General features: G+C 38.2%; 11 protein-coding genes and 1 riboswitch. Of the genes, 5 read left to right on the top strand and 6 right to left on the bottom strand.

Features of this window, described 5'->3' with window-relative positions; all coding sequences use genetic code 11:
- Positions 1–9 precede the first annotated feature (9 nt).
- Positions 10–4,890 carry a fibronectin type III domain-containing protein gene (locus ACQZ43_RS09435; protein ID WP_430612005.1) on the top strand — a complete coding sequence of 1,627 codons (4,881 nt, stop codon included), beginning with the start codon at positions 10–12 and terminating at the stop codon, positions 4,888–4,890.
- Here the strand turns inward: ACQZ43_RS09435 and ACQZ43_RS09440 are convergent.
- Together ACQZ43_RS09440 and ACQZ43_RS09445 are read right to left on the bottom strand one after the other, a co-directional pair.
- Positions 4,879–5,163: a hypothetical protein gene (locus ACQZ43_RS09440; protein ID WP_430612007.1), complete on the bottom strand. Its 285-nt coding sequence runs from the start codon at positions 5,161–5,163 to the stop codon at positions 4,879–4,881. The two genes, ACQZ43_RS09435 and ACQZ43_RS09440, sit on opposite strands and share 12 nt — an antisense overlap.
- Positions 5,164–5,165: 2 nt before the next feature.
- Positions 5,166–5,450, bottom strand: coding sequence for a helix-turn-helix domain-containing protein (locus ACQZ43_RS09445; protein ID WP_430612009.1), 285 nt, complete (start codon positions 5,448–5,450; stop codon positions 5,166–5,168).
- A gap of 236 nt (positions 5,451–5,686) precedes the next feature.
- Here ACQZ43_RS09445 and ACQZ43_RS09450 point away from each other — a divergent pair, with 236 nt between their 5' ends.
- The 3 genes from ACQZ43_RS09450 to ACQZ43_RS09460 all read left to right on the top strand — a co-directional run bounded on the left by ACQZ43_RS09450 (position 5,687) and on the right by ACQZ43_RS09460 (position 7,759).
- Positions 5,687–6,094: a hypothetical protein gene (locus ACQZ43_RS09450; protein WP_430612011.1), complete on the top strand. Its 408-nt coding sequence runs from the start codon at positions 5,687–5,689 to the stop codon at positions 6,092–6,094.
- Positions 6,095–6,104: 10 nt separating this feature from the next.
- On the top strand, positions 6,105–6,572 hold the full coding sequence (locus ACQZ43_RS09455) for a hypothetical protein (RefSeq protein WP_430612013.1): 468 nt from the start codon (positions 6,105–6,107) through the stop codon (positions 6,570–6,572).
- A 494-nt stretch (positions 6,573–7,066) separates the two neighbouring features.
- Complete coding sequence (locus ACQZ43_RS09460; RefSeq protein ID WP_430612015.1) at positions 7,067–7,759, top strand: hypothetical protein; 693 nt, start codon at positions 7,067–7,069, stop codon at positions 7,757–7,759.
- Between the two features lie 511 nt (positions 7,760–8,270).
- On the opposite strand, the gene ACQZ43_RS09465 is transcribed toward ACQZ43_RS09460, so the two are convergent.
- Positions 8,271–9,827 (bottom strand): FMN-binding glutamate synthase family protein, encoded by a 1,557-nt coding sequence (locus ACQZ43_RS09465; protein ID WP_430612017.1) that lies wholly within the window; start codon positions 9,825–9,827, stop codon positions 8,271–8,273.
- A 183-nt stretch (positions 9,828–10,010) separates the two neighbouring features.
- Complete coding sequence (locus ACQZ43_RS09470; RefSeq protein WP_430612019.1) at positions 10,011–10,577, bottom strand: thioredoxin family protein; 567 nt, start codon at positions 10,575–10,577, stop codon at positions 10,011–10,013.
- Positions 10,578–10,641: 64 nt separating this feature from the next.
- Between ACQZ43_RS09470 and ACQZ43_RS09475 the strand changes: the two genes are divergently transcribed.
- Positions 10,642–10,974 (top strand): tRNA-binding protein, encoded by a 333-nt coding sequence (locus ACQZ43_RS09475; RefSeq protein WP_430612021.1) that lies wholly within the window; start codon positions 10,642–10,644, stop codon positions 10,972–10,974.
- On the opposite strand, the gene ACQZ43_RS09480 is transcribed toward ACQZ43_RS09475, so the two are convergent.
- Positions 10,952–12,253, bottom strand: coding sequence for a chloride channel protein (locus tag ACQZ43_RS09480; RefSeq protein ID WP_430612023.1), 1,302 nt, complete (start codon positions 12,251–12,253; stop codon positions 10,952–10,954). The two genes, ACQZ43_RS09475 and ACQZ43_RS09480, sit on opposite strands and share 23 nt — an antisense overlap.
- Positions 12,254–12,287: 34 nt before the next feature.
- A riboswitch (Fluoride riboswitch) is annotated at positions 12,288–12,347 on the bottom strand.
- A gap of 59 nt (positions 12,348–12,406) precedes the next feature.
- The gene (locus tag ACQZ43_RS09485) at positions 12,407–12,775 is read right to left on the bottom strand and encodes a PUR family DNA/RNA-binding protein (RefSeq protein WP_430612025.1); all 369 of its coding nucleotides are present in this window, start codon (positions 12,773–12,775) and stop codon (positions 12,407–12,409) included.
- Positions 12,776–12,786: the final 11 nt, after the last annotated feature.

A 12,786-nucleotide genomic window follows, 5' to 3' on the forward strand; every position in this document is an offset into this window, starting at 1 on the left:
TAAACACTCATGAAAAAGCACTTTCATTTCTTCTTTAGCCTGTTTTTATTGGTGCAAACCACGGTTTGGGCACAGTTATATCCGGTTCAATTAGTGCCTAATATCAACACGCCCTATACCAATAAAATATCCGATTTTTCCAATAGTGGTGTAGATCGGATAGCACTACAAGTCATTCCAACGGATTTAACTGTTGTAAATCGACCGGTGGTTTTAAAACTGTATTTTGAAGGAAATGGAATTGCAGCTCAGAGTGCCAGTGTTTTACAAGGAATTCCCCCGATGTATATCAATGGAGGAGAAATACTCAATTTGTCAAGTGTGGATTTGGCTCCTTATTTTCAGCTAAAAAATATCCACGGGCTCAACCAAAACACCTACAGTCAAAACTTGCCAGACGGCATGTATCAAATATGTTTTGAGCTTTATGACGGAGCTACCCGAAAATTGCTGTCCCAAAAGCATTGTGGCATGATGTATTTGATGCTCAACGAGCCACCGTTGTTGAACATACCGGCTCAGAACGAGCAAGTCGCACAAACCGATTTTACCAATATTCTGTTTAGTTGGACCCCGCGTCAACTCAATGCCATCAACATCTCGTATACTTTCGAGTTAAAAGAATTGATGGATGCCTCGATGAATGCCAACTATGCCTTTGATATGGCTCCGCTCTTATACCGCGAAGAAGGGCTGCGCACTACGGTTTTCCTATACGATTTGTTTAAGCCGAGTTTACTGCCCAACAAGCGCTATGCGTGGCGGGTTCGAGCTATTTCTCACAACGGACTAGCAGAAAATTCCGTATTTAAAAACAACGGTTATAGCGAAGTGTTTACCTTTAAAATCGATGTGAATTGCGAAGCGCCTAAGGCTATATTCGCGCAACCACAAGGTGCCAATAGCGTAAAAATCTCTTGGCAAGGCGTACCCACGCATCTCAAATACCACCTGCAATACCGCAAGGCCCAAGTTGAAAATGCCGTGTGGTTTGACCTTTATAGCGTAAACAATCAAGCGACTATTTCCAATTTAGAAGCCGGATATCACTATGAGTTTCGAGTAGGTGGAACTTGTGAGCCGGTACAATACGGACAAGAACCGAGTTACAGCTATAGCACTATTCAGCAGTTTCAATTGGAGAATACAGCCGCGAATAGCAATTTTAGCTGCGGACTGTTGCCCGATATTAATTTGATTAACAAGGCGGTTTTATCCAATTTAATTGTAACAGAAACTTTTTATGCAGGTGATTTCCCGGTTAAAGTGTTGAAATTAGAAGGATTAGAAGGAGCGCAGGGTATTTATACCGGAAAGGGATACATCGTAGTACCGTATTTGGCAGACACCAAAATTGCGGTAACTTTTGAAAACATACAAATCAATACCGACTACCAACTCATCAGTGGACAAGTAGAAACCACCTATAATCCCGATTGGAATAATGTCGATGATGTGGAAGATTTGACCGGTTCGGGTGCGGACGGTAAAATAGACAAAGAAATTCCGTTCCCGATTGAATCGATTGTTATAGACGATAATGGTGACATCATCATCAAAGGACCCAACGGCGAAGAAGTGATATTGCCGGGTGGTAAGGACATGGTAATTACCGATTCTACAGGCCAGATTTGGAAGATCAGTGAAGATGTAAAACCGGGCGATCAAATCACGGAGCCGAACGGTTTATTAAGTACTGATGGTAAGCCCTCCCCGGAAAATACCAACGGAGTAAACAAAATCGGTCAGGCTACTGAATTTACGGCTCAAGGCATTCGCTTTGCCTTCGAAAATGGACCGAAATCCATTTATGGCTGGGATGTATTGTCTGAAAATGGGGCAACTGCCAAGCTGAAAAAGGAATATCGCGCCGTGAAAGGCCAGTATTTACCTTACAAAGCGGTAGCCAAAGGTGCTACAGACTTCGTATTTGCCAAGGCGCTCTTAACCGATGGAGCGCGCATACATACAGACAGCTTGGAATTTAAAACCGATCAGGGCGAACGCATTCCGTTTGAAGTAACCACAGGAGGTTATTTATTAAAAGTCTCGGGAAGTTTAAACTATGCCGAAGAAGAAATTTTAGCAACGGTCAAGCAAAATGGCAAAAGCCAATTGGCGGGAGCTTTCCGTTTGGTGCATATCACGCCAAAAACCATTCAATTGAGTTTGGTTCCAACCACGGCCAAGGTAAAAGCGCAACTGGAAGGGCAGTTAATAGCCTTGCAAGCGATTTATGCGCCTTTGGCGATTACATTAAACATTCGCATAGAAGAGGTGTTTGACGTTGATCACGACCGACTGAAATCCGAGGACAAACGCAACCTGACAACCTACACCAAAGCTCAGGAAGCGGTGATTAACAGTTATAAAGGACGTGCCAGTTCGGATCGATATTATCTGTTTGTCACAGGAGATCAGATTTCCGACCCGTCACAACAGGGCTATATGCGACTACAGGGACAATTCGGATTTGTGTTTAACGACCAAACCCGTACCGTAGCTCACGAACTCGCCCACGGAGCCTTAGCGTTAACACACCCATTTAGTACTTATAACACCGCAGTGGGAAGTTTGAATACCGTGATGGACTATTCCACCGGTACCGACTTTACCCACATGGATTGGAAACAAGTCAACGATCCTAAGTTTAAATTGTATCTGTTCCAAGGACAGAGTGAAGGGGAACAAAACCGACATGCCCATCTAGGTCTTACTCCAAATGGGCAAGTATTTGATACTTTTTATAAAAACGGAAATAAAATAGCAGTAACAATTTTAGTAGCAAAGAATTATGTTATTGCATCGATTCGTTACAATGAGGTAAATTATAATTGGAATGAAGAGAAAAAGCTATTTACTTCTCAATCTAATGGTGAAATTGAAATTAAAAGAGTTGAAAAAGACTTAAATAACAGAGTAAATTTATTCCGCTCTCGAGGAGATGGCTGTATGTATGATTATGTGACAGTTGTATGGGAGAAAGAAGATGAAAATGAAAGTACAACAGCTGTACAACGTAAAATAGCCTCAAATATAGCTTTATTGAAAGCCAGTGATTGGGCACTATCACCATTAGATATTAGGGATACATCTTGTAGCAATCTATTTATAAAGGAACTATTAGCGAAAGATTTACAAGATTGTAATGAAACTGAATTAAACTCAGGAATCCTTAGGTTAAGAGAAGCTATGCTGTCAGTAGATGGGGAAGAAGTAGTGCTTTTAGTAAATAAAACGTGTATTGCTGCTATTAGAAATTTAAAATATAGCGAAATAGAGAAACTGATTAATTTAGTCACATCTCAATCAAAATTAAAGGAACAATCAGAGTTGGCTATTCTTCGTTTGATGAATGCTATAAAATCGGACAATTACAAAGATTTCTATCGTTATTTAGAGTTGAACGCTAACGAAAAATTGAAGTATTTAATAACAGAGATGCATGATGCTTCGGTATGGTTTTGGACTGATAAAAAGAATTACACCAATTTTATCGGGGCGTTGGTAACGATGTTTAATCGAGCACCTGCTTCTTTAGAAATGAGATGGCCAACAGAAGATGACGATTTTGCAACAAGACTAATTAATCTGAATCCGATAGATTACAGCAGTGATAGTGGTTCAATCTTTTATCAAAAGTATACTTCAAAGTATAATGAAGCAAAATATGATGAAACAACAGGGAATTTAAAGCTATTTGATGTTTACAAAACCTATCATCATGGTACTACGAATGTCAATACTGACGGTGTTTATGAAACCATCATTAGAGATGAATTAGCAGAAGTATCTCCACTTACCCCCATTGTTGTTATACCGGAAAAAGCTAAAATACCTTTGATAGAAGCGGCAATAGAGGGCTATGATTTCGGAAACGGAGCATATTTAGTACCGGCGATTTTATTGAAATACAATGATGAAAAAAATCGCAATGACAAAATAGAAAAGAGTACCATGATAGCATTAGATGCTATTACAATTTCTGCAAGTGGAGGGATAGCTTTAGCAACTAAAGTAACATGGATACGCCGTGCATGGGCATTGGCAGAAGTTGCGGGAGCAGTGGGAAGTATTGGGGTTAATACGGGTCCTATCGATACTAACTCTAATCTTGGAAAAACGGTAGGTTATTACAATGCTGCAATGGGTGCAATAGGGGTGAAAAATATAGCACAAGGCGGTTATAAATATGTTAAAGCTATTCCACCTGCTACTAAAACCCTTTTAAAAGAAAATAATGGATTAAGAAATAGTTTATTAGCTGAATATGTAGATTACAAAATTGCTTTTACCAATTTGCAAAATTCTGACGAATTTGTAAATCTAACAAATGAAATGCGCCAGCAAATAATTGCACAGGAAAAAGTATTTTCAGAACTTGCAGATGCTATAAAGCTCGCTAAGGGGGGAGGGAAATTTGGTGCTTATTCAACGAAAATCGATGACTTTGTGGAAGTACTTGCAAAGGAAGATTTATATGGAGATATTGCTTCAACTTTTCTGCATTCAGAATATAGAACGGTTAAAACTACGACTCAAATTGAAACATATAGATCATTTGGAGGTGACGCAAACATTGGAGGAACTTTTGTAACAAGTACAAAAGGAGCTTCCAAAGGAGAATTAGCATTACTAGATGAATGGAATAACAGCATGAGATTTGAAGCAACAATTAATGTTCCTTCAGCAACTAAAATGCATATTGGAAAAGTTGGACCTCAAACTAGTACGAATGGATTACAAACGTTAGTAGGTGGTAGTGACCAAATTATACTACCCTATCAGTGGGATACTAAATGGGTTACTAAAATTACAGATAATGAAACAGGTAAAGTATATAATTCTGTTAAAGAATTTTTGATAGATTTTCCTGGTTTAGTCCAATAATACGATTAGTTTTTTATACAAAGTGTCCATTCTTGTTAACGTATCTAATCCTAATTGCTCGTTTTTAGGAGGAGCTTCCATAATAGAACGGATACAAAATCCTAGATATTTATTGGCATCTATAATTTTGTATTCTAAAATACAATCTGTCATTTTGTTTAGATAGTTTTTGATAGTATGATATGCAGAAAAATCCTCTTCACTGATTATATCATTGATATTTTGAATTATTTGCTCTATCTCAAGTTTAATATCTTTTAACTTTGTTTCCATAATTACTTAGCAAAAGCTTGTTTAGTTTTAAAATTTTGGATGTAGGTATCGATAACGTTGAACAGTACGTTTTCGGTAGCTACATCCATTTTTTGTATATCGTTGATACGGTCAACGGTTTCTTTGTCGTAGGAGGCATGTTCTCCCGCTCCGATTAGAAAATCTACGGTTACCCCAAATGCTTTAGCCATCTTAGCGATCCTTTCAATGGATGGTAAATTTTCATTTCGTTCGTATTCTTCGATATACTTTCTTCGTAAAATTATGAAAATATCAGGGGTATCCAATTAAAAAAGACTTGTTTTTAGGGTAATAGAAGTCCCTTTGTTATTTTTTTAAGGCGCAAGAGAGGAAGTTCTCGCTAAGGGGGAATAACATACTATCTTCAGTAGGTAAGTTTATAGATGATATTCTGGAGGCTGATTACGTGAAATACCTTGCTAGGAAAACTAAACAAGGCAAGCCTCCCCGTGAACGATTAGATTGGAAAGAAGCAAGAGATTATTTTTTACACGACTCTCCTATGGCTAGAGGAAATGCGTTTAATAAAAAGGCTGTTAAAGAGGAATGGTACAGGTATAATGAATTTACTTTACATAATAAAAAAAGAGTAGTTGGGTATACTCCTCCTGTTAAAGATGATTTTGGAAAAGCTATTAAGGAAGGAGAAATTGTGTCTAGAAAAGCTACTTATTTAGAAGAAATAGAATTGTCCACTTTTGAATTGTATTTAAAAGAACTTAAAGTTAAATACCCTATAGGAGAACCAATAAATGCTCCTAAATACGGGAATAAGCTAAAAGGAGAATTTTTAGAAGGGAAACACATTTTGGAAATTCCAGAGAGTAATAAAACATTTGATAAAATTCAAGATTACATAGATTTAGCCAGAATGAAATATGGAACAGAGATAAGATTTAAACCTGAATAATTAAATAGAAATGTTAAATAGTAGAGAGATTAAAATTTATAAAAATATTGACTTTATTAGGAGGTATGAAGCTTTAAGTACAAATTTCCAGATAGATGATGAATTAAATTACTCCAAAGAAGAGGTTGTAAGTATAATTAAAGCATTAGGATATGATGTGAAATTCATGAAAAAAAACAACTTTTTTAAAATAGAACAGAAAATAGATGGTATAAAATTTTATTTCCATATTTGTTTGAAATATAGCTTAGTTGAGCTTATTGTTGGCGCACTATATAATGAGAATAATATATTTATTACAGGAGATGTTTTTGGAGGATTATATAAAGATATGCAACCTTTGCAAGGAGTTGAATTAGGTAAAGGAATTAATAAACCTAGTTTTTCTTCATATAGTGAATTAACTGAAATCTTAAAAGAGGCATTTAGTATCTACGAAGATTTTAAGACAGAAGTAATAAAAGAGTACGGAGAATAATTATTGATAATCAATATAGTGTCCCGTCAAAATATTATTTAAAAAAAATATAAACGCCAGACATAAGGTTCTGGCGTTTGTATTTACATTGCTGCAATATTTTTAAGTTTAACAGATTTAATAAAACCATCCAATACGTGTAGAATATGGCTTTTGTCTATATTTTCCATTTTGTCAAGTTCTGCCAATCGTTGAAGCATAGCGGGGTCTTTAAATAAATCTGCTTTATCTAATAATTTACAACAAAGTGTAAGAAAAACAGTATGAGGTTTAATGTCCTCCTAATCAAAGAACAGAGCTCATAGACATCTTTGCAAAGGATGAGACTACAAAGTTTATAGAGTTTGAAGTTAGATCTAAAGGAATGCAAGGAGATAAAATTAGGATATATAGAGAGGACGTCTATAAAATAATAAGTGAGGGAGATGTAATAAAAGTTCCACCAATTAATATGAATAGTGTAGAATTTAAGTAAAAAAAGAAATAGTTCAATTATGGAGGTAGAAAAAATCAATGAGCTAATTATCAAAGATATTAGAAAAAAGACAGATGTTTTAAAGACAAAAATCTTAGTTGATACAGATTCATTTAGATTAGAAACAAGATTTATTAAAAGTAATCCAAGAGAAATCTTTACTTTGGGATATATGATTGATGAAAGATTTACTTTTTATGGATTTAAAATATATGTATGTTATTTAGAGTTAGAAAGTATTGTTGCTTCAATATTAATTAACAATTCTTTAGTAGGAGATAGTTATAATTATTTAGACAAGGCGTCACATAAATTGAATGAACTTAATTTTTATCCACAAAATGGATTTATAATTGAAAACAAGGAATCAATTGATTTGATTTCAAAGCAATTGGTTTTATTATATGAAAGGGAATTCCTTAGTTATTCTGCCCATTGGCACAGTTTAACTGTTTTATATGACTTTATCAAAGACAAAGAAGATAGAGAAGAATTACATCCGATATTGGGTATGTTTTGGCAATTCAAAAAAGCTACCATACTCCGACTGTGTAATGATAAGAATTACCAAAATTATATGGATACATTTGTAGAAAGCCGTCAGGTGATTCTTAATAAAGTGCCGGAAAGTATTGATGTTCAAAGGTATTACAATGCCGCAAAGGAATTAAAAGAAATTTTAGATAAAACAGAGCCAGTTTACAATATTTAAGTTTTAAAAGTAAAAAGCGATCGATTGGATCGCTTTTTTTATGAAATGAAGTTAAGGATAACACTTGCCTTAATGATTGGTTTTATCTTATTTTTTAGATAAACGAATCACTGCCGCGCAGTTATCAGTGATAGTAAGTTAAATGTTGGTTCGCTTTGGACCCCTAATCAAAAAACTCCTGCTGGCGTCAGCAATCTTGCTGCTGCCTATAAAGTAGAGTATGATTTAATGGGCAGTAATTATTGTAGGTTTTTAAGCGATTAAAACGCGCGTTGGATGAATATAATTTTTATGATAAACAATAGCGGTATAATGATTCGTTTTTGAGCTTAGTAAGCTGTTTGTTTCATCGCATTACAGGATTGACTTTGTCGAATTTGCAATTTGGTGCGGCAGCCTTATTCGATAATTTTAAATGGCTTTAAAATTGATTAAACAAGCCATTTATAAGTGGAAAACAATGAAAAAAAATGGGCCGTCTCGAGTTGTGAGACGGCCCTTTTTTGTGGGTTTAAAGAACTGGACTTGCCGGTTTTTTAATGATATCGCTAAAATACATTTCAGCAAAACTTTTATTGAGACCGTGTTCCACTCTTTTATGGAAAATCTTCGGATCGATTTCATTTGGATTTTCATAACCACAAGCACTGATGAATTCGCCAAAGGCCTTCATGGTGTTTTTGTGGAAATTGGCTACGCGTACGCGTTTGTCTGTGATGTCCATCGCTTTGTACAGTTGCTCGTCTTGTGTCGCAATACCAACTGGACAGTGTCCGCTATCGCATTGTAAAGCTTGAATACAACCTAGTGCAAACATCATTCCACGAGCGCTATAACAAGCATCTGCTCCTAATGCCATAGCCTTAGCGATGTCGAAAGCAGAGATGATTTTTCCAGAAGCCAGCAATTTGATATCCTGTCTGATGTTGTTTTGGATAAGGGTTCTGTTGACGAATACCAAAGCATCGGACAAGGCCATACCCATATAATCGATAAATTCTAATGGTGCAGCTCCAGTACCTCCTTCAGCTCCATCAACAGTGATAAAGTCCGGATAAATACCAGTGGCAACCATAGCATTGATAATGTCTTTAAACTCATCTCTACGACCGATACAGATTTTAAATCCTACCGGTTTTCCCAGAGACAGCTTACGCAGTTTTTGAATGAAATAAACCAATTCGGTAGCATTCGAAAAAGCCGAGTGAGAAGACGGAGAGTGTACGGTTGTAAAAGGTACTATACTTCTGATCTTGGCAATCTCAGGGGTGTTTTTTTCTGCGGGCAACAATCCTCCATGACCGGGTTTGGCGCCTTGTGAAAGCTTTAATTCGATCATTTTTACTTCTGGATAAGACGATCTTTCAGTAAATAATTGGTCGGAGAAAAAACCGTTTTCATCTCTACATCCGAAATAACCCGTACCAATTTGCCAGATTAAATCGCCTCCAGAGCGGTGGTATTCACTAATTCCTCCCTCACCGGTATTATGGGCAAAACCGCCTAATTTCGCTCCTTCGTTTAAAGAAGTAATGGCTTTTTTGCTCAAAGCACCGTAACTCATGGCACTGATGTTGTAAATACTCGCGCTATAAGGTTGTAGACATTCTTTGCTACCAATGGTAGTACGGAAGTCTGTAATATTGACTTTTTTAGGGTAAATAGAGTGCGACGCCCATTCATAACCGATGCGGTTCGGGTCGTCCTGCATTCCAAAAGAAACGGTTTGTTTTTCGTTTTTGGCTCTTTGATAAACAATAGAGCGCTCTCTTCTGTTGAATGGCTTTCCATCCAATTCACCTTCGATAAAATACTGTCTGATTTCGGGACGAATCGACTCAAATAGATATCTCAAACGCCCTACGATAGGATAGTTTTTACGAATGGTGTGTTTGGTCTGCGCATTGTCATTAAAAGCGATAATGGTCAAGATGATGGGCAATACTAAATGAAAGTAGCTCGCATCTTGAAAAATGACAAAATACGCTGCAAGAAGCAAATAGAGCACTACCGACGACAAGATAACTTGACTCAGTGAAAATCGATTTAAAAATTTTTTGTGTAACATAAAGAGGATGTTTATGCAGTTTGATTTTTGGTTGAAAAACGTTTATTTATTAATTTTTTGACTCTTTTTATCTACTAAAATTGGAACCGCTGCATTTTTGTGATTCACTGAGAATTCCCCATTTTTACAAGGATTTACAGCCAAAAAATAATGCAATTCGCGGCAAAGGTAGTAAAGATTTTATTAACTACTAATTTTTTTCCATTTAATATTGCACCCCATACTGGGTCGTTGAATGGGACTAATTTGTCGGTTGTATAAGAGCCCGTCGATGGCGCTCCTCAAATCATTTCCGCTGACGGGAATGTTGTTGCCCGGTCGCGAATCGTCTAATTGTCCGCGATAGGTCAAAAGGTCTTGAGAATCAAACAAAAAGAAATCGGGCGTACAGGCAGCGTCGTAGTTTTTGGCAGTTAGTTGACTCTGGTCGTATAAATAGGGAAAGCCAAAGGTATGGTTAAAAGCGAATTCGGTCATGGCCTCAGGTCCGTCTTGCGGATAGGCCGTCGCATCGTTACTCGAAATCATTGCAATGCCAATGCCCTGTACCCGATAGTCGTTGGCAATCATGATGATTTCCTCCATAACATGATGTACGTACGGACAGTGATTGCAAATAAAAACGATTAAAGTCCCTTTGGTTCCTCTAATGTCGGATAGGCTAAGCCAATCGTTTGAATTGGTGTCTTTAAGATAGAAATCCATAGCGGTGGTTCCTAAGGGAAGCATGGTGGATTCGGTTTTTGCCATTTCTGTTTTTATTGAGCTACTAAATTACTAAAAATATATATCTTTGACTATAAATACTTGTAATATGATTGAATTCTCGGATTTTGAAAAAATTGATATGCGCGTAGGTACGGTTTTAGAAGTGTTGGATTTTGAAAAAGCCCGCAATCCCGCTTACAAACTCTTTATCGACTTCGGCGAGGAAATTGGGGTGTTAAAGAGTTCGGCTCAAATCACCCAACTGTATAATAAGGAGGAGTTGGTTGGTCAGCAGGTCATCGCCGTGGTGAACTTTCCCAAAAAACAAATTGCCGATTTCAGAAGCGAATGTTTGGTTTTGGGTGTAGTGGGTCTGGACAAGGATGTCATTTTGATTCAACCCGGCAAAACAGTGGCTAACGGTTGGAAGATCGGTTAAATGCACGATTGCTCCACCAGTGTGCGAGTTTGATATAGGGCAGCGATAACTGTGGGTGTGGTGGACTGTTGTAAATGTTCTGACGCCCCGAAAACAAGGCCGCTGTCCAGCAGGCCAACAGTAAAAACAAGCCGCCTTCCAGGCCGAACAGTTCTAAGCCCATTAGCGTACACGCCCACGGTGCTTGGGTTGCTCCGGAGAAAACCGCAACAAAACCCAGGGCGGTGAGCAGCGAAATCGGCAAGGGAAGCAAGGTGGATAGAAAACTACCCAAGGCCGCACCGATGAAAAACAAGGGGGTAACTTCGCCGCCCTTATAGCCCGCTCCTAGGGTAATCGACGTAAACACAATTTTAAGTACAAAGACCTCCATGCCTTGAGCCTGCTCAAAGGCGTTTAGTATGGTGGGGAGTCCCAGCCCCAAATAAGCAGTGTCTCCTATATATAGGTATAGCAATACAAACAGCAAGCCGCCTACAAAGGGACGCAGGGGCGGATAGCGTAGGTATTTTTTAAAGAGCCCGCTCCAAAATGCGGTCAGTTTTCTAAAAAATAGCGCGGCCAAACCGAAAACGGCACCACAACCCAACACTAGAACGAGGGTATTGAGGCTGATCGGGGGCAGTGCAGCGATGTGATAGGCGCTGTGTTCTACAGACCACCACAGGCAACTGTAATGCGCTGCAAAAGCAGCGAGCAAACAAGGGATAAAGGATTGGTAGCGCAGTTGGCCCACGCGCAGTATTTCCAGCGCAAACACGGTACCCGCCCAGGGGGTGCCAAAAACAGCGGCAAATCCGGCGCTGATTCCCATGGAGAGCAGTAATTTTCGCTGCCACGACTGCAGGCTAAACAAGCGCGAAAATTGGTCGGCAATCGCTCCTCCCATCTGTACTGCGGTACCTTCTCGTCCGGCAGAACCTCCAAATAAATGGGTCGTCAAGGTGCCGATCAGAATCAGGGGAACCAGCTTTAGGGGAACTACGGCAGTAGGACTGTGGTATTCCTTGACCAACAATTGATTGCCCCCTTCTACAGTTCGCCCTAAATAGTAGTACAGCAGTCCAATGCCCAAACCGGCAAAGGGCAAGGCGTAAACCAAATTGCTGTGTCCGAATCGGTACGCGGTCACGGCACTTAATGCATATAGAAAAAAGGCGATGCTCGTTCCTATAGCGCAACCGATAAGTAGGGCGAGCAAGCTCCATTTAAAGAGCAAGGTGAAAAAACGGTTGATTGCTGTTTTTTGAGTAGGGGTTTTCTTTGCTGAAAATTTCATAATAGGACACACCAATAGCTTAGTGCAAAGCTAAAAATCAGTAGACGTCATCAGCAAAAGGCGGTTCGAGGCAGACATCATTGCCGTATATAACAAATTTATAAAAAAAAATCCGAATGCAGTACATTCAGATTTTTTTTATAGGCGTATCGATTAAATATCGTCGAAGTCAATATCGGTAAAGCTGTTGCGGCTTTCTTCTATTTCGTCGTTTTGAAATTCCTTTTTAAAGTCTTTCTGATGTCTTTCCGAAATGACTTCCTCTCCTTTTTGAGAGAGTACATAGTCCGTCATTTCGTTTAAAATCTCTTTAAATGCGGCAAAATCTTCTTTGTATAGGTAAATTTTGTGTTTTTTGAAATGAAAGGAACCATCATCTTCCGTGAATTTCTTGCTTTCGGTAATCGTAATGTAGTAATCATCAGCCTTTGTAGCTCTTACATCAAAGAAATAGGTTCTTCTACCTGCGCGTAATACTTTAGAAAAAATTTCCTCTTTTTCTAACATTTCGTTATCTCTCATAATCCTTCTAT

The organism is Flavobacterium sp. JP2137 (genome assembly GCF_050562195.1).
Classification (GTDB): Bacteria; Bacteroidota; Bacteroidia; order Flavobacteriales; family Flavobacteriaceae; genus Flavobacterium.